This is a genomic window from Actinophytocola sp. (genome assembly GCF_036002505.1).
In the GTDB taxonomy this organism is placed as follows: Bacteria; Actinomycetota; Actinomycetes; order Mycobacteriales; family Pseudonocardiaceae; genus DASYTH01.
In genome coordinates this window covers 26,682-42,815 of sequence record NZ_DASYTH010000265.1, presented here as the reverse complement: position 1 = coordinate 42,815, position 16,134 = coordinate 26,682, and the positions used below count along the sequence as shown (strand labels likewise).

Here is a 16,134-nt window from a genome sequence, read left to right as displayed (position 1 = left end):
CCGTGTCCTGGGTCATTAACCGGTTCAGTCATGCTAGGGAACACGGCCGTCCAGGGCTAGCGGCTGGCTCGCTCAACCGATATTCTGGGAGCGCTCCCAGAGCTGTTTCCACAGGGCTGGACATAGGGGTTGAACATGGACGTTCTTCGCCGGGCGCGCTTGGCCGCGCTCGCTATCGCCGCCCTGGTGGCGGCTCTGTTCCCCGCCATCGCCGAGGCCGCCCCGGTCACCGGCAACTCGACCTGGTTCGACAGTCTCGGCCAACCGTACGGTGGCTGCGGGCTGCCCCAGTCCGCACTGGACAGCCAGGACTTCGTCGCGCTCAACGTCTACAACACGCCGCGCGACTACAACTTCTACCCGCGCCCGCTCCCCGCCGGCGACCCCAAGATCGGCGCGTGGAACAACGGCCACAACTGCGGCCGCTGGGTCAAGGTCACGATCAGCGACTTCTGCACCGGCACCAACGACGGCGCCCCCAACCAGCCGTTCTGCCGCAACGGCTCGTTCGTACCCGACAAGTACAACGGCGCCACCCTGAACATGATCGTCGCCGACAGTTGCGGCGACTCCAACGCCTGGTGCCGCGACGACCCCAACCACCTCGACCTCGCGCACGCCTCGCTGAACCGGTTCCTGCAAAACGGCGTCCCGGTCGGCGACATGGACCCCCTCCACTTCAACAACCGCCACATCACCTGGGAGTACATCCCCGCCCCCAACTACACCGGCGACATCAAGATCGGCTTCCTGCAGAGCGCCCAGGTCTGGTGGGGCGCAGTGTCAATTTCCCACCTGGCCAACGGCATCCACAGCGTCGACTACTTCTCCCAAGGCACCTGGCGCACCGCCCAGATGAACGGCGACATGGGCGAATCCTTCGTCCTCCTCCCCACCGTCCAGGCCGGCACCCAGTTCCAGATCCGCGTCCGCGACGTCAACGACGCCCTCATCAACAACGGCCGCACCTACAACTTCACGCTCCCCACCTCCTGCCAACCCCAGTGCAACGTCGCCTACACCCAGGTGAGCTACACGACGAGCTGACACAATCCCGCCGGTGACCGGTCTCCGCCTCGATGGCGGCAACACCGGCGGCGCGGTCCGGATCGGCGACACCGTCCGGCGCACCGCGGGCGCGTGGACGCCCGCGGTGCACGCGCTTCTCGCCCACCTCGAGTCGAAGGGGTTCCCGGGTCGACAACCTCCACCGCGCCGCAGCAGAACTCCGCGAGTTCACCTGGCAACGATTCTCTAGCGGAGCAGGAGGGCGCCGGGGGCTTCGGTGTTGATGATGTCGACGAGCCAGTCGAAGACGGTGGGTCCGCGATGGGCGCGAGCGTCCGCCAACTCGGCGTCGACAGCGGGTTTGTTGGAGGGATGGGCACGGGCCAACCGCTGCTCGAGTTGGCGGATGGTTTCGGGGTAGCCGAGGCTGTGGCGGGAAATTTGGTGATCGCGCCATTCGAGGGTGAAGTCGCCACCGTCGGGTGTGCCGTGGCCGCCGCGGAGGCAGTCGGCGAAGGCGTCGAGGTTGGTGCCGAAGTAGCCGCCGGGGCCGTTCACGGCGTCGCCGATTTCACGCCAGAAGTCCTCGAGGGTGTGGATGCCGGTGCCGTTGAGCACATAGACGACGGTCACCCCGGCAAGGGTATTCGCTGGTACGGCATCCGCATGTTGGCGGCTCACGTCGATGTGTTGGCCTGCTGCGATGGTGTGTTGGCGCGTTGCGTCGGTGTATTGGCTGGTCATGATGGGTGGCGTGGGTTTGGCCGGTCGGTCGCCGGTGATCGTTCGCGCCAGGTGCCAACATGGCAACGCCAGCGGCCAACACAGCGACGTCAGGCGCCAACACGTCCGGGCTAGGCGGCGCCTTGGAGGGCGGCGGCGTCAACTTCGGAGCGGAGGGGTGGGAGGAGCAGGGCGATCAGAGCGGCGGCCACCGTCACCGCGGCACCGAGTAGCCACGCTGTGTGGAAGCCGGTGACCATGGCGTCGCGAGGGGCACTGGTGACGAGGGCGTGCTCGAAGCGGGAGGTGGCGACGGTGGCCAGGGCTGCGATGCCGATGGCGCCGCCTGCCTGTTGAGCGGTGTTGATCAGGCCGGAGCCGGCGCCGGCTTCGTCGGGGCGGAGGCCGCTGACGGCGGCGGTGACCAGGGGGACCAAGGACAGGCCGTAGCCGCAGCCGATCAACACCAGACAGGGGAGGAGTTGGGTGAGGTACGAACCGTCCACTGTGGTCCGGAGGAGAAGGAGCTGGCCGACGGCGGCCAAGGTGAGGCCGGTGATCAGCAGGGTGCGGGCGCCGGCGCGGGGCATGAGCTGGATGGCGACGCCGGAGAAGACCGCGATGCTGATGCCGATGGGGACGAAGGAGAGGCCGCTGCGCAGCGGGGACCAGGCGTGGACGACCTGCATGTACAGGGTGATGAAGAAGAAGATCGCGTAGAGGCCGGCGGCGCCGAGGATCATCATGACGTTGGCAACTGACGTGGCGCGGTGGGCGAAGAGGCGCAGGCGGATCAGGGGTTCGTCGGTGCGGGACTCGCGTAGCACGAACACGATCAGCAGCACGGCGGCGAGGGTGAGGCCGCCGAGGGTGAGCGGGTGGGTCCAGGGGCGGTGGGCGGTGCTGATCACGGAGTAGACCAGTGTCAGCAGCCCGGCGCTGACGAGGGTGGCGCCTACGGAGTCGAGGCGGCCGGGGCGGCGAGCCGGTGAGTCGGGAGGGACGGCGGCGCGGGCGACCGCGGCCAGCGCGAGGCCGATGGGGATGTTGATCAGGAAGATCCAGCGCCAGCTGGCGGTGTCGGTGAGGATGCCGCCGAGGACCACGCCGGTGACGCCGGAGATGCCGGCGAGGCCGCCCCAGATGCCGAGGGCGCGGCGGCGTTCGGCCAGGTCGGTGAACGCGGTGACCAGGATGCTCAGGGCGGCGGGGCTGAGGAGGGCGGCGCCGAGACCCTGTGCGCCGCGGGCCACGACGAGCACGGCCGCGGTGTGGGTGGTGGCGGAGACCAGGGAGGCCAGGACGAACAGGCTGAGCCCAACCAGGAAGACGCGGCGGCGGCCGAAGAGGTCGGCAGAGCGGCCGCCGAGGATGAGGAAACCGCCGAACAGCAGCATGTAGGCGTCGATCACCCAGGCCAGTGACGACGCGCTGGCGAAGCCCAGGTCGCGGCTGATGGATGGCAGAGCCACGTTGACCACCGTCTCGTCCAGGATCACCAGGAACTGCGCGCAGGCGGTGATCAGCAGGACCAGGCCGGACCGGACGGGTGTGGTGGTTGCGGGCATGGAGGGGAGGCTCGCATGGCCGCGAGGCGGTGGGCAATCTTACTCGATCAACTCTTGAGGGCGGTTGGTTAGCGTCCATTGTGGCCGAAATGAATATTCGCATGGGGTGACGACATGACTACTGTGGTATCCGACCTGGAGGCGATTCCCGGGTTGATCCGGTGTGAGACCACCAGCCGGGACGAGGGTTTCGCCCTGGCCGCCGAGATGACGCACGCGGTGTACCCGCACGACCAGATCTACGGGCGGTTCTGCACGGTTCAGGACTTCATCGACTGTCCTATTGAGACAACTTATGAGTACCTCGCGGACGTCGACAAGCTCGACGAGTGGACGTACAGCACGCGCCACTTCGTGCCGACCGGGAAGCCGGGGCTGTACGTGGGTTCCGACGAGCTGGCGGACGATACGAAGATCTACCTCGAGGTGAAGACGGATCCGACGGCGCGCACGGTGGACTACCACTGCGCGTGGGACCAGGGCGAGAAGCTCTGGATGATCTACCTGATCCGGCTGGTGGACGCGCGGCTGGTGCTGAACCGGCCGGGCACGGTGGTGCTGTGGACGAACTGCCGCCACCCGTTCTACGACCAGAACCCTTACCCGGAAACGGTTCCTGACCCGGCCCGGGTGTGGGTGGGCGACCTGTGGCCGCTGTTCTACGCCGGGCACGCGATCGAGCTGGCCAACCTCAAGAAGATCCTCGAACACCGGCACGGGTCGTGATGAGCTCGGTCAGCCTGCTGGACGTCGCCCGGTACCTGCCCGGCGATCCGGTCAGCACGGACTACTACGCCGACCGGATCGACCCGGATGACCGGCTGAACTGGAACAACCCGATGTTCCGGCCACCCAGATTCCGGCATCTGGTCGGGAAGGACGAGACGTCGGCGGACATGCTCGAGCGTGCCGCGGCGGATCTGGCCGGCCGGCTGGGCGCGGACGCCGTGCGGAACACGGACATCGTGCTGACCAACGTGCTGCTGCCGGACCTGCCGCACGCCGGGGTCGGCGCCACGCTCGCGCACCGGATCGGCGCGCGTCCACAGTGGATACTCGATCTGCACAACGCCGGCTGTGCCTCGTTCATCGTGATGCTCCGGCTGGCCCGGATGATGATCGAGACGACACCGGCGCGCACCGCGCTGCTGTGCAACGTGCAGAACTGCGCCGGCCCGGTGTTCACCCAGTCCGAGGTGGTGCGCAAGCCGCCGTCGGCGATCCCGGGCGACGGCGCGTCGGTGGCGTTCGTGGCGGCGTCGGACGAATGCCCGGTGCTGGACATCGAGATCGTCAACCGGCCGGAGGCCGCGCCGGACATGCAGATCGAGCTCGACGACGGCCGGAAGTACTGGGAGCCGGGGTCCGGGCAGCTGAACGTGAAGTTCACCGAGTCCAGCGTGGCGAAGATCATCTCCCGGGGGAACCGGCTGGTGCCCGAGGTGGTGTCGGCGATGTGCACTCGGATCGGCGTGCGCACCGGCGACATCGACACGCTGATCACCAATCAGCCCAACCGGATGTTCCTGCGCAACTGGGCGGAAGCGTTGCAGGTGGAGGACAAGCGGCACCTCGACACGTTCGACCGGTACGGCAACCTGTTCGGCGCGGGGGCGCCGATCACCCTGTCGCACGCCATCGAGGACGGCGCGATTCCGGACGGCGGCCTGCTGGTGCTGGCCGGGTTCGCGCACGCCGGTGACCTCGGTGCGGCGGCGGCCGTGCGCTGGCGGGCGGCCTGATGCCGACGCTCGCCGACGGGCTCGTCGAAGCGTTCCGGGAATGGGGCCTGCGGTACCTGTTCGGGGTCAGCGGAGCCAACATCGAGCACCTGCACGACGCGGTGCACCGGCGCGGCGGCCTGACCTCGGTGCTGGCCAAGCGGGAGGACGGCGCGGCGTTCATGGCCGACGCGCACGCCCGGGTGCACCGCACCCTCGGGCTGTGCTGCGCAACCTCGGGCGGCGGCATGATGAACCTCGCGGTCGGGCTGGCCGAGTCGCTGACCGACGGCGTGCCGGTGCTCGCGGTGATCGGTCAGCCTCCGTCCGCTTTGGACGGTGCGGGCTCGTTCCAGGAGTCCACCGGCCGGACCGGCACCGTGGACGCGCTCGGCTTGCTCGGCGCGGTCACCAAACACGTTGCCCGCGTTGCCGATCGGGATCAGTTCTGGGCCGCGCTCCGGGCGGCGGCACGGGCGGCGCTCTCCGGCCGGCCGGGTCCTGCCGCGTTGTTGATCCCCCGCGATGTGTTCCCGCTCGAGGTCGGCGGTCCACCGGTTGGCTGGCCGCGTGAGCTGGGCGACGTGGCTGACGCCGCCACGCCTGATGTCATTGCCACGCAACGGTTGTTCGACGCGATCCGGTCGGCGAGGCGTCCGGTCCTCCTGATCGGGCACGAGGTCCGGGCCAGCCGGGACGAGCGCGGCGTGCACGAGTTCGCCCGGCGGGCCCGGATCCCGGTCGCCACAACGATGTCCGCCCGCGGCGACTTCCCCAACGCCGACCCCCTCCATCTCGGTGTGGCCGGCGCGTGCGGCCACCCGTCGGTGCACGAGTTCCTGCTCTCCCAAGCGGATCTGGTGATCGCCGCCGGTACCGAGCTGGGCATGCTGGTCCGGGCGCCGCTCACCGGCCTGCCCGGCTCCCGGGTGGCGGCGGTGACCCACGACGGCTCCGTGGCCCGCGCCGCCTTCCCCGGTGCGGTGGTGATCGAGGGCGACGCCGGCGTTGTTTTCCGTCAACTGTGCGGAATGCTGGACCGCACCCCGTTCACCGCGGCCCCACTCAACGGATACCGGCTGCGGCGCTACGCTCCCCAACTCGAGCAACCCGGCGTTGCGGCGCCCGGCGGCGACACCCTGCTGGCCAGCGAGGCCGTGGCCGTGCTCGAGCGCTACCTGCCCTCGGGCGGCCACATCCTCACCGACGCCGGCAACTGCGGTGCCGCCGCCATGCACCGGGCGCTCGTACCACCCGGCACCTCCACCACCGTCGCCTTCGGCATGGGCGGCATGGGCTACTCACTGCCCGGCGCGATCGGCGCCCAACTCGGCAGCCCCGGCCGCACCGTGGTCTGCTGCGGCGACGGCTCGTTCCTGATGAACGGCTTCGAGATCCACACCGCGGTCGAGCTGCGCCTGCCGATCCTCTACGTGGTCTTCAACAACCAGGGCCACGGCATGTGCGTCTCCCGCCAGCGGCTGATGTTCGGCGACCGCGTCGAATGCGCCACCTACGGACCCGTCGACATTCCCACCATCGCCCGCGGGCTCGGCGGGCCGGACGCCCTCTGGGTCGGCAGCGCCGGCACGGCCACCGAGTTGGAATACGTGCTCGAGGACTACCACACGCGGTGCGCCGCCCGCCCCGGCGTCCTCGAGCTCCGCCTTCCCCGCGAGGAGATCCCGCCGATGGTCCCGTTCACGCCCGCCGACGCTCCGGCACAGGACGTGGTTCAGAACCGCCAGCGCGTGGCGCCGTGGGGCTCGGCGGTGGCCAGGCCGACGGCGGTGTGAAGCTGGACCCGGTAGAGGTGCCACGGTGGCGGGCCGGCGCTCGGCGCGCTGTACGGCGCGGTGAACGCGGAACCCTCCACTTCGGCCGGCCAGCCGCCCTCGTCGCGGTACCACGCGGCCAGGCGCGCCAATGTGTCCGGATCGGTGACCCGCCTCGCCTCACCCTCGAAGACGATATCCATTCCGCTCAACCGCACGGAAATCGAGCAGGCCGGATTCTCCGCGAGGTCCCGCGATTTCCGCGTTCCCGGGCCGCTCACGAAATACAGACCACCGTCGAGCCACGCCGCACCGATCCCGGCGGCGTGCGGTTTGCCGCTGGAGCCGCAGGTGCCCAGGAAGAACGTGACGTTGGCGGTCGGTGCCTGCGCCGCGAGCAGCTCGCTCGCCCGGCTCCATTCCAGGGGTGCGTTGCCGTAGCGGTCCAGGTTGGTCACGTCGGTGGGTTCATGCGTCGTCATCGGTTCTACCTCCCGTGTGTTTGACCTTCGACCGGTAAGACGACCAACCGGCCGCCTACTCATCGCTCCGGCAGGACGATGGTGATCGAGGTACCCCACGGGGGGGTGCTTTCGGCGGTGATCCGGCCGCCGTGGTCGGTGATGATCCGGCGGGCGATGACGAGGCCGAGGCCGCTGCCTCCGGTAGACCGCACCCCCGGAAGTGCGGTGAATGCGTCCTTCCCCACGCCCGGTGCGAGGAAGGACGCATTCACCGCATTACCGCCTCAGCGGTCGGTGGGAATGGCGACCTCGCCCTCTTCGGTGATCAGGCGGGCGAGCACGTCGTCCGGCATCCAGACGCGGTGCGGGTAGCCCTCGCCCCAGGAGTTGAGGATCGGGACGGCGCCGAGCTCGTCGGCGCGGGCGTTGCCGAGGGCGGCGTGCACGTCGGCGACGTCCTTGGCCCAGCGGAAGACCTTGATGCCGTCGGTGACGTCCCCGGCGTACTTGGCCCGGGCGCGGAAGTCGTCGTGCTCGTACTTCTTGTCCCAGTCCACGTGGCCGGATTTCACCAGGATCTCCGCGGCGGCGCGCACCGACGTGCCGTTGTTGTCGCCGGGCTGGGTTTCCGGCCACTCGTCGGTTTCCTTGGCGCGGTCCCACAACCAGCGCGCGGCGTAGGTCTGGTTGTCGTTGAGCAGCGTCATGCAGCGCGACCACCCGAAGCCGACGCAGGCGCCCTCCCGGCCCTGGTTGTAGAACACGTAGTTGGAGTCCTTGTCGGGCTCGCCGCCGGGCTCGAGGCAGACACAGTGGCCACCGCGGACCCGGGTGAGCGTGCTCGCCCCGCCGCGCGCGATGAAGAACTCACCGGACTTGTCGTCGCGCTCCGGCTTGTCTAACTCGCTGTACCAGTTCACCCCGATCACCACGGGCACCCGGCTCGGCCGGTCCTCCTCGGCCAGCGCGGTGATGGGATAACGCTCCACGTGCTCCCAGTCGTCCGGGATGAAGCGGCCGAACCGCAGATCCTCGGGCTCGTCGTTCATGGGTCGATAGCGCATAGGTATTCCTCCCGGTACGCGCGGCGGCGGCTCACTTGCCTGCCCGTTAACTCGCTCGGCCGAGCGGCGGCGTTAGCCCTTGATTCGCTTTCACCCATTCGTGGTAACGGGGTGCCGGCGAACGGCTCTGCGACAATGGGGCATGACCGAGCGCAAGCCACCCGGGATGAGCTTCGAGTCATGGGTGGACAAGCAGATCAGGGAGGCGACGGAGCGGGGGGAGTTCGACGGTCTGCCCGGCGCCGGGAAGCCGATTGATCTTCCGACTGGCGGTTGACGGGGTGACTGGTGGGCGGGCCGGGGCGGAAGTTGATCTTCTGGGCCGAGGTTGGCGGGGCCAAGATCGTTGACTGGGGCTGGTTGGCCGCGGTGAGCGCGGGTAGCGAGCCCCAAACGAGGATCTTGGGCATCAAGATCACCGTTTTGTGCCTCTACCCGCGATTTTCGCGGGTAGAGGCACGGAATTGGCGATGGGTGTGGCTCTTCTGGAGGGAGTTGTTGATCGTTTGGTGTCCTGAAGGGGCCCTTCGGGACGTTGAGCGTCCTGAAGGCCGCCTTCAGGACATTGCACACCAGCCTCGCTCCTCGCCCGAGATCGACAACTCCCTCCAAAGGAGCCACACCCATTGGCGATCGTGGCCCGGGTGTCACCCGCAGGTGTCACTCCAACCCCAAGCCGCGCAGCGGCCCGTCTTGGTCCTCGCCACCGCCGCCCGGGCACTGCAGGCCAACCACCCGCCCCGTCCCCCCGTCCTTGCCCTCTTCAAACCCACCACCCCGCCAACACAACCCGACCGACCGGTCGAGTTCCGGGTGCGGCGGGGCGAGCAGTAAGCACGGCGTAAGGTGTCCGCACCTTCTCTGCCCCGACTGTGAGGAGGACGGCTTTGTTGCGGTTATGGCGCAGGATCGTGCGGACCGGCCGGGTGGCCGAGCCGGCACCCGCGCATCCGTACACCACGCATGCCCAGCGGGCGGCCACCGCGGACCTGGCCGGATCGGTGCAGGTCAGGCATGTGAACGCGGGGTCGTGCAACGGGTGCGAGGTGGAGATCGGGTCGGCGTTCGGGGCGGTGTACGACGTGCAGCGGTACGGCGCGCGGCTGGTGACCTCGCCGCGGCACGCCGACGCGCTGCTGGTCACCGGCCCGGTGACGCGGAACCTGGCGGAACCCCTCAGAAGCACGTACGAGGCGATGTCCGGGCCGAAGCTGGTGGTCGCGGTCGGTGACTGTGCCCGGGACTGCGGGGTGTTCGCCGGCGCCCACGGAGTGGCCGGGCCGGTGCGGGACATCGTGCCGGTGGACGCCGAGGTGGCCGGCTGCCCGCCCCGCCCGGAGGAGATCGTGGCGGCGCTGCGCGGGTTGACCGGGCGATGAACCTGGCGGGGATCGCGTTCGACGTGGCACTGGGGCTGGCCGTGGCGGCGGCGGTGGCCGCGGTGGCGAGCCCGGTGGCGCTGCGGGCCCTGGTGTCCGGGGCGGGTACGGCACTGTCCGGGCTGGCCGCGATGATCGCCGGGGTGGCGGCGCTGGCCGGGCAGTCATTCGCCCTCGGCGCGTCCGGGGTGCTGCCGCTGTTCGGAATCCGGCTGGCCATCGATCCGCTCGGCGGGCTGTTCGTCACCCTGCTCGGCGCGGTGACCGCGGTCGTTGCGGTGTACGGGCTCGGCCGGGCGGACGGCGTGACGGTGCCGGCGCTGGTGCCGCTGCTCAGTGCGGCGATGCTGCTGGTGGCCGCCGCGGACGGGGTCGGCACGTTCCTGCTCGGCTGGCAGTTGATGATCGTGACCGCGCTTCCGCTGGTACACCGGCCGCGCACGGCGGCCGGGCTGGAGTTCGCGGTGCTGAGCCAGGCCGGGTTCGTGGCGATCACGGTGGGCCTGCTGGTGCTCGGCGGCGACTCCTTCCCCGCGGTCCGGGCGGCGCGTTCGCCGCTGGCCGCGGTGGTGTTCCTGGTGGCGCTGCTGGGTTTCGCGGTGACCATCGGGGTGGCCGCGCGGGCCGCCGCGGCGGCGCCGGGCCGGGTGTCGGCGCTGTTCTCGGTGGGCATGGCCGGGCTCGGCGGGTACGGGCTGGTGCGGGTCGGGCTCGACCTGCTCGGCGGTGGCGCGGGCTGGTGGTGGGCGGTCGTGCTGGTGCTGGGCGCGGGCGCCGCGGTGGCCGGCATGGCCCGGGCGGCGCGGGCCACGGATCTCCAGCGCCTGCTGGGATCCGCGGCGGCGGCGAACCTGGGTGTGGTGCTGGTCGGGGTCGGCGCGGCCGGGGTGTTTGCCGCCGGGGGCCGGCCGGTGCTGGCCGGGCTGGCGCTCGCGGCCGGGTTGCTGCACGTGGTCAACCACGCGGCGACGCTGACCTTGCTGAGCCTGGGCGCCGCGTCGGTGGAGCAGGCGACTGGAACCCGGGAGCTGGCCGCGCTCGGCGGGTTGCGGGCCGGGATGCCGTTGACCACCGTGGGTTTCGGCCTCGGCGCGCTGGGCGCGTCGGCGCTCCCCGGGGGTGCGGCGTTCGTCAGCGTTTGGTTGCTGCTGCAGAGCCTGGTGCACGGGGTGCCGTCGGCCGGGCCGGGTTCCGCGGTGCTGCTGTCGGTCGCGGTGGCGGCCGTCGCGCTGACCGCCGGGCTCGCGATCGCCACGTTCGTCCGGGCATTCGGCGTCGGGTTCCTCGGCCGTGATCGCCGCACCACCACCGAGAGCCCGCACTTTCCCTTGGCCGCCATGGGTCTGGCCGCGGTGGCGGGCGTGGTGCTGGCCCTGGCCCCGACGCTCGTGCTGCCCGCGGTGGGCACCGTGACGCGGACGCTGACCGGCACGGAGTCAACGGGGGGCGCGACAACCGTCGAGCTGTCCACAGTGGCCGGTTCGCTGTCCCCGCTGCTGACCGTGGCCGCCCTGCTGGTCGGGGCCGGCGTGGTGATCGGAGGGTTGCGGCTGCTGGCCGTGCGCCCGCGGCGCACCGTCCCGGTGTGGAGCGGTGGCCTGCCGGCGGGTACCGCCGGGACACCGTTTGCCGTGCCGCTGCCCGAGATCAGTACTCGGGTGCCGCGCCTGCCGGCGGTGGGCGGAGCTTGGGAACGGGTCGCCCGGGCGCTGGGCACCGGGAGCGCGAACCGTTACCTGGGCGTCGGTCTCTCCGCGGTGACCGGGTTGCTGATCGTGCTGGCGGTGGTCCGGTGAGCGGGAGCGAGGAGGAGGGGGCGGGTCCCCGCAGGGGGTCGGTATCAACACCGGCGCCCGAGCAGCGCACGAAGGAAGCCGGCATCTTCTGCGGCCTCGCGGGAGCGAACGAGGAGAAACAGTGAGCTGGCTGAGTGTGGCCGGCGCGGTGGTGCAGCCGGTGATCGTGGTCGCCGGGGCGCCGGCACTGGTGGGCGTGACGGGGCAGGTGCGGGCCCGGCTCACCGGCCGGGCCGGGGCCGGAGTGCTGCAGCCGTACCGGGAGCTGCGCAAGCTCCTGCGCAAGGAGCCGTCCACTCCGGACGGTGCGAGCGAGGTGTTCCGGTTCGCGCCGGTGGTGCTGGCGGCGGCCACGCTGGTGGTCGCGGTGGTGGCGCCGCTGGTGACCGCCGAGTCCGCGGTCGGCCCGGTCGCGGACGTGGTGGCCGTGGTGGGGTTGCTGGTGCTGGGCTCGGTGGCCCTCGCGCTGTCCGGTGTGGACGGTGGAGGTGCGTTCGGTGCGCTGGGCGCGGGCCGGGTGGTCACGATCCTGGCGCTGAGCGGGCCGGCGCTGCTGGTGGCGATGCTGGCGCCGGCCGTGCGCGCGGGATCCACGAACCTTGCGGTGATCGTGTCCAGCACCGTGCACGAGCCGAGCCGCATGATCACCCCGGCGAGCCTGCTGGCCGCGGCGGCCATCCTGATCGTGATCATCGCGGAGAGCGGCCTCCGGCCGGTGGACGGGCCGGCCCCGGCCGAGCCGGCGATGGCCCGCCGGGCGACGGTGCTCGAGTACGCCGGCCCGGACCTCGCGCTGGTGGAGCTGGCGTCGGCGGCGCGGCTGGCACTCTTCCTGGGGTTGCTGGCGAACCTGTTCGTGCCGTGGGGAATCGCCGCCGAGGAGAGCGCGGCGGGGCTCGCGGTCGGGGTGGTCGCGCTGGCCGTCAAGATCACACTGCTGGCCGTGGCGCTCGCGGTGAGCGAGGTGTTCCTGGCCCGGCTGCGGGCCTTCCGCGTGCCTGAGCTGCTCGCCGGGGCGTTCGTGCTGGCCGGGCTCGCGATGTCCGCGTCGTTGTTCCTGTCCTGAAGGGAGGTTCCGCGTGGGTGACGCCGGCTACGTGCAGCTGCTCGACCTCGCCGCCGGGGCGGTTCTGCTCACCGCGGTGCTGACGCTGTGGCGCCCGGAACCGCCGGCGGTCAACCGGTTCCTTGTGCTGCAAGGGATCGCGCTGGGCGGGCTGGCCGCGGTGCGGGCCGGGCACGAGGGCTCGGTCGCGCTCGCCGGGCTGGCCGCGGGGATTCTGGTGCTGCGCGCGGGGGTGCTGCCGTACCTGGTGCACCGGTTGCCGGTCCGGGACGCACGCCGGCAGGTGGGCATGCCGGTCACGCTGCTCGCCGCCGCGGCGCTCACCCTGGTCGCGTTCGCGGTGTCCCAGCCGGTGATCAGGTCCGCGCCGGCACCGGCCACCGGTGCCGTTCCGGCCGGTGTCGCGGTGCTGCTGATCGGCTTCCTGGTGCTGGTGTCGGTCCGCGGCGCGACCTCCCAGGCGGTCGGGTTCCTCCTGGCGGACAACGGGATCACCGCGGTCGCGGTGCTCACCACGACGGCGGTGCCGCTGCTCGCCGGGCTCGCGGTGGCGCTCGACGTGCTGCTCGCCGCGCTGGCCTGGATGATCATCACCGCGGACACCGATCCGGCCGAGCTTCGGGAGCTGCACGACTGATGATCACCGTTCTCATCACCGCACCCGTCGCGCTCCCGGTGCTCTGTGCCGTCCTCTATGGACTCGCCGGCTGGCGCCGGCCGACCGCCTGGGTGGGCGCGGGGGTCGCCGCGGCCGTGCTCGCCTGCGGGATCGCCCTCGCCACCGTGGTTTCTGCCGAAGGGCCGTATGTGGCACTGAACGGCGCGCTGCGGGTGGACGCGGTCAGCGCGTTCCTGGTGATCGTCATCGGCGCCGCCGGGTTGCTGGCCACCGGCGCCAGCCCGGCGTTCCTGCGCGCCGAGATCCGCGCCGGCCAAGCCGACGAGGCGCTCGCCGCGCGGGTCGCCGGCCGGCACAGCCTGCTGGTGCAGGCGTTCCTGGCGGCGACCACGCTGGCGGTGCTGGCCGCGAACCTGGGCGTGCTGGCGGTCGGGGTGGAGGTGGCCGTGATCGCCGCCGCGTTCCTGATCGTGCAGGGCCGCAGCCGGCTCGCCCGGGAGGCCGCCTGGAAGTTCCTGCTCGGGTGCTCGGTCGGGATGGCGCTGGCGTTCCTCGGCCTGGTGCTGCTCAACGGAACGGTCGGTCTGGACTGGACGGCGCTCGCCACGAACGCGTCCACTGTGGACCGTGCGGTGCTGCGGATCGCGGTGGCGCTGCTGATCGTCGGGTTCGGCGCGGTCGCCGGCCTGGCGCCGCTGCACGGCTGGCTGCCGGACGCGCACAGCCAGGCGCCCGCGCCGGTCGCCGCGCTGCTCTCCGGGGTGCTGCTGTCCGTGGCCTTCGGCGCGATCCTGCGGGTCAAGGTGATCGCGGACGCCGCGCTCGGCGCCGGGTTCACCCGCACCCTGCTGATCATCATGGCCCTGGCCACTCTCGCCGTCTCGGCGTCGCTGTCGGTGGCGCAGCGGGAGTACAAGCGGATGCTGGCCTACGCCGGTATGGCGCACGTGGCGCTGCTCGCCCTCGGCGCCGCGGCCGGCAGCCGGTTCGCCGTCGCCGCGGTGCTGCTGCTCCTGTTCGGCCATGGGCTGGCCCGGGCCGTGCTTTTCCTTGCCTCCGGCCGGATCCTGCAGCTCACCGGCAGCCGGCAGGCCGCTGACGTGCGGGGCCTGGCCACCCGGGATCCGGTGCTGGCCGCTGTCGTCGGGCTCGGGGTGCTTGCCCTGCTTGGTTTTCCGCCGTTCGCCACGTTCGCCGGCCAGCTCGGCATCCTCCGTGCCGGGTTCGGCGCGGGCGTTGCCACGGCCGTCGCCACCGGCATCGCCCTGGTACCGCTGCTGGTCGTCAACGCCGCGGTGCTCACCGGTGCCGGCCGGATGCTCGTCGACACCGCGCCGGTCGTCGAGGGGCCCGGCGCCGCGACCGCGCCCGAGCGGACCCCGCTCAGCACCGCGGCCGCGCTCGGCGGCGGGCTCGCGATCTGTGCTGTCACCGGAATAACCGCCGCCGGCCCGCTGCAACACCTGCTGTCCCTGGCCGCCGACATCCTGACGGGTACGCCATGACGAGCACCACGCAGACGATCACGGCCGCCGCGCTCACCAGGCACGCCACCGCCCTCGTCGAGGAGGGCTTCCAGGTGACGCTGGTCGCCGGGCACGACGACGGCGACGCGCTGCGCGTGGTGTACCTGTTCACCAGCGCCGCCGACGGTGAGCGCGCCGAACTGCACGTCGAGGTGAAGCCGGTCTACCCGCACGTGCCGAGCCTGGCCGGGATGTCGCCGGCCGCCGCCCGGTTCGAGCGCGAGCTGCACGACCTGTACGGCGTCATCCCGGACGAGCACCCGGAGCCCCGCCGGCTGGTACGGCACGACCACTGGCCGCGCGGCTGGTACCCGATGCGCCGCGACGCCGGCGAATCCCCGGCGTTCACTGAGATTTCGCCGGCAGGCTCGGATGTCTCGCTGGGCCCGGTGCACGGCGAGATCGCCGAGCCCGGCGAGCTCCGGCTCACCCTCGACGGCGAAACCGTGCGGGCCCTCGACCTCCGGCTGTTCTACGTCCACAGAGGACTCGAGCGGCTGTTCGAGGGCCGCCGGCCGGACGACGCGATCGCCCTCACCGAGCGGATCAGCGGCGACACCGCGGTCGGCCACACGCTCGCCTTCTGCCGCGCCGTCGAGGACGCGCTCGGCATCGCCGTGCCCGCCGCGACGGCGGCCGCCCGGGCGATCCTGCTCGAGCTGGAACGGCTCTACAACCACGTCACCGACCTCGGCGCGCTCTGCACGGCGGCCGGCCACGACGTCCTCGACACGCACGCCCACCGGGTCCGCGAGCGGCTCCTTCGGCTCAACGACACGGTCACCGGCCACCGCCTGCTCCGCGGCGCCCTCCGTCCCGGCCACGCCGCGCTGGTCAACCCGCCCGACCCGGACACGCTCGCCGTGCTCGGCGCCGACCTCGCCGAGATCACCGCGCTGGCCCTCGACAACGCCATGGTGCGCGACCGGTTCACCGGCACCGGCGTGCTCACCGCCGCCCAGGCCGCCGACCTCGGCACGCTCGGCTACGTCGCCCGCGCCAGCGGCCTCCCGGTGGACACCCGCGCCTACGCCGCCCCCACCCCGGACTTCACCGTGCACACCCACGACGGCGGCGATGTGCTGGCCCGCTTCCTCATCCGGGCCAAGGAAGTCCCCACCTCCATCGCGATCATCCGGCACCTCGTGAACGACCTCACCGAGGAGCCGCCCGCCACCGAACCACCCAGCCCACACCCGCGCACCGCGGCTTCCGGCGTCGGCACCGCGGAAGCCTGGCGCGGCACCGTCACCCACCGCGTCGAGCTCGCCGCCGACCGCACCCTCACCCGCGTCAAGATCGTCGACCCGAGCTTCCTCAACGCCCCCGCCCTACCGCTGGCGGCAGCCGGCGCCGAACTCGCCGATCTCCCCCTGATCGCCCGCAGCATCAACCTTTCCGCCGCGGGCCACGACCTGTAAGCAG

The 16,134-nt window shown here is 71.5% G+C and carries 16 protein-coding genes and 1 pseudogene; 12 read left to right on the top strand and 5 right to left on the bottom strand.

The window, feature by feature from the left end; all coding sequences use genetic code 11:
* Nucleotides 1–135: 135 nt before the first annotated feature.
* Together VGR06_RS23450 and VGR06_RS23445 are read left to right on the top strand one after the other, a co-directional pair.
* Complete coding sequence (locus VGR06_RS23450) at nt 136–1,047, top strand: hypothetical protein (RefSeq protein WP_327561262.1); 912 nt, start codon at nt 136–138, stop codon at nt 1,045–1,047.
* A 13-nt stretch (nt 1,048–1,060) separates the two neighbouring features.
* Nucleotides 1,061–1,258, top strand: coding sequence for a hypothetical protein (locus VGR06_RS23445; protein ID WP_327561261.1), 198 nt, complete (start codon nt 1,061–1,063; stop codon nt 1,256–1,258).
* On the opposite strand, the gene VGR06_RS23440 is transcribed toward VGR06_RS23445, so the two are convergent.
* Complete coding sequence (locus VGR06_RS23440; RefSeq protein ID WP_327561260.1) at nt 1,255–1,752, bottom strand: barstar family protein; 498 nt, start codon at nt 1,750–1,752, stop codon at nt 1,255–1,257. The two genes, VGR06_RS23445 and VGR06_RS23440, sit on opposite strands and share 4 nt — an antisense overlap.
* Nucleotides 1,753–1,862: 110 nt before the next feature.
* The gene (locus VGR06_RS23435; protein WP_327561259.1) at nt 1,863–3,299 is read right to left on the bottom strand and encodes an MFS transporter; all 1,437 of its coding nucleotides are present in this window, start codon (nt 3,297–3,299) and stop codon (nt 1,863–1,865) included.
* A 114-nt stretch (nt 3,300–3,413) separates the two neighbouring features.
* Here VGR06_RS23435 and VGR06_RS23430 point away from each other — a divergent pair, with 114 nt between their 5' ends.
* The 3 genes from VGR06_RS23430 to VGR06_RS23420 are packed head-to-tail and all read left to right on the top strand — an operon-like array spanning nt 3,414 to nt 6,816.
* On the top strand, nt 3,414–4,025 hold the full coding sequence (locus VGR06_RS23430; protein ID WP_327561258.1) for an SRPBCC family protein: 612 nt from the start codon (nt 3,414–3,416) through the stop codon (nt 4,023–4,025).
* Entirely contained in the window at nt 4,025–5,041 is a 1,017-nt protein-coding gene (locus VGR06_RS23425) for a 3-oxoacyl-ACP synthase III family protein (RefSeq protein WP_327561257.1), read from the top strand. Before VGR06_RS23430 ends, VGR06_RS23425 begins: the two co-directional genes overlap by 1 nt.
* On the top strand, nt 5,041–6,816 hold the full coding sequence (locus tag VGR06_RS23420; RefSeq protein ID WP_327561256.1) for a thiamine pyrophosphate-binding protein: 1,776 nt from the start codon (nt 5,041–5,043) through the stop codon (nt 6,814–6,816). Before VGR06_RS23425 ends, VGR06_RS23420 begins: the two co-directional genes overlap by 1 nt.
* Here VGR06_RS23420 and VGR06_RS23415 read toward each other — a convergent pair.
* The 3 genes from VGR06_RS23415 to VGR06_RS23405 are packed head-to-tail and all read right to left on the bottom strand — an operon-like array spanning nt 6,756 to nt 8,323.
* On the bottom strand, nt 6,756–7,277 hold the full coding sequence (locus VGR06_RS23415) for a pyridoxamine 5'-phosphate oxidase family protein (RefSeq protein ID WP_327561255.1): 522 nt from the start codon (nt 7,275–7,277) through the stop codon (nt 6,756–6,758). The two genes, VGR06_RS23420 and VGR06_RS23415, sit on opposite strands and share 61 nt — an antisense overlap.
* 59 nt (nt 7,278–7,336) lie before the next feature.
* Nucleotides 7,337–7,531, bottom strand: a complete 195-nt coding sequence (locus VGR06_RS23410; protein WP_327561254.1) for an ATP-binding protein — start codon at nt 7,529–7,531, stop codon at nt 7,337–7,339.
* 12 nt (nt 7,532–7,543) lie between these two features.
* Nucleotides 7,544–8,323 carry a hypothetical protein gene (locus VGR06_RS23405; protein WP_327561253.1) on the bottom strand — a complete coding sequence of 260 codons (780 nt, stop codon included), beginning with the start codon at nt 8,321–8,323 and terminating at the stop codon, nt 7,544–7,546.
* Nucleotides 8,324–8,465: 142 nt separating this feature from the next.
* On the opposite strand from VGR06_RS23405, the pseudogene VGR06_RS23400 reads away from it, so the two are divergent.
* The 7 genes and pseudogenes from VGR06_RS23400 to VGR06_RS23370 form a co-directional block, all read left to right on the top strand.
* A pseudogene (locus VGR06_RS23400) lies at nt 8,466–8,579 on the top strand (DnaJ family domain-containing protein); the annotation flags it as partial.
* A 631-nt stretch (nt 8,580–9,210) separates the two neighbouring features.
* A complete protein-coding gene (locus VGR06_RS23395) occupies nt 9,211–9,702 on the top strand; it encodes an oxidoreductase (RefSeq protein ID WP_327561252.1) in 492 nt (163 codons plus the stop codon).
* Entirely contained in the window at nt 9,699–11,498 is a 1,800-nt protein-coding gene (locus tag VGR06_RS23390) for a proton-conducting transporter membrane subunit (protein ID WP_327561251.1), read from the top strand. Before VGR06_RS23395 ends, VGR06_RS23390 begins: the two co-directional genes overlap by 4 nt.
* 121 nt (nt 11,499–11,619) lie before the next feature.
* Nucleotides 11,620–12,564 carry a respiratory chain complex I subunit 1 family protein gene (locus VGR06_RS23385; RefSeq protein ID WP_327561250.1) on the top strand — a complete coding sequence of 315 codons (945 nt, stop codon included), beginning with the start codon at nt 11,620–11,622 and terminating at the stop codon, nt 12,562–12,564.
* Nucleotides 12,565–12,577: 13 nt separating this feature from the next.
* Nucleotides 12,578–13,201 carry a hypothetical protein gene (locus VGR06_RS23380; protein ID WP_327561249.1) on the top strand — a complete coding sequence of 208 codons (624 nt, stop codon included), beginning with the start codon at nt 12,578–12,580 and terminating at the stop codon, nt 13,199–13,201.
* Complete coding sequence (locus VGR06_RS23375) at nt 13,201–14,688, top strand: proton-conducting transporter membrane subunit (protein ID WP_327561248.1); 1,488 nt, start codon at nt 13,201–13,203, stop codon at nt 14,686–14,688. Before VGR06_RS23380 ends, VGR06_RS23375 begins: the two co-directional genes overlap by 1 nt.
* On the top strand, nt 14,685–16,130 hold the full coding sequence (locus VGR06_RS23370; protein ID WP_327561247.1) for an NADH-quinone oxidoreductase subunit C: 1,446 nt from the start codon (nt 14,685–14,687) through the stop codon (nt 16,128–16,130). Before VGR06_RS23375 ends, VGR06_RS23370 begins: the two co-directional genes overlap by 4 nt.
* Nucleotides 16,131–16,134 lie beyond the last annotated feature (4 nt).

What these genes read in the sequence shown, in the direction of transcription:
- VGR06_RS23450 (WP_327561262.1), top strand. Translation starts at nt 136, where the DNA reads ATGGACGTTCTTCGCCGGGCGCGCTTGGCCGCGCTCGCTATCGCCGCC.
- VGR06_RS23440 (WP_327561260.1), bottom strand. Translation starts at nt 1,752, where the DNA reads ATGACCAGCCAATACACCGACGCAACGCGCCAACACACCATCGCAGCA.
- VGR06_RS23435 (WP_327561259.1), bottom strand. Translation starts at nt 3,299, where the DNA reads ATGCCCGCAACCACCACACCCGTCCGGTCCGGCCTGGTCCTGCTGATC.
- VGR06_RS23430 (WP_327561258.1), top strand. Translation starts at nt 3,414, where the DNA reads ATGACTACTGTGGTATCCGACCTGGAGGCGATTCCCGGGTTGATCCGG.
- VGR06_RS23425 (WP_327561257.1), top strand. Translation starts at nt 4,025, where the DNA reads ATGAGCTCGGTCAGCCTGCTGGACGTCGCCCGGTACCTGCCCGGCGAT.
- VGR06_RS23420 (WP_327561256.1), top strand. Translation starts at nt 5,041, where the DNA reads ATGCCGACGCTCGCCGACGGGCTCGTCGAAGCGTTCCGGGAATGGGGC.
- VGR06_RS23415 (WP_327561255.1), bottom strand. Translation starts at nt 7,277, where the DNA reads ATGACGACGCATGAACCCACCGACGTGACCAACCTGGACCGCTACGGC.
- VGR06_RS23405 (WP_327561253.1), bottom strand. Translation starts at nt 8,323, where the DNA reads ATGCGCTATCGACCCATGAACGACGAGCCCGAGGATCTGCGGTTCGGC.
- VGR06_RS23390 (WP_327561251.1), top strand. Translation starts at nt 9,699, where the DNA reads ATGAACCTGGCGGGGATCGCGTTCGACGTGGCACTGGGGCTGGCCGTG.
- VGR06_RS23375 (WP_327561248.1), top strand. Translation starts at nt 13,201, where the DNA reads ATGATCACCGTTCTCATCACCGCACCCGTCGCGCTCCCGGTGCTCTGT.
- VGR06_RS23370 (WP_327561247.1), top strand. Translation starts at nt 14,685, where the DNA reads ATGACGAGCACCACGCAGACGATCACGGCCGCCGCGCTCACCAGGCAC.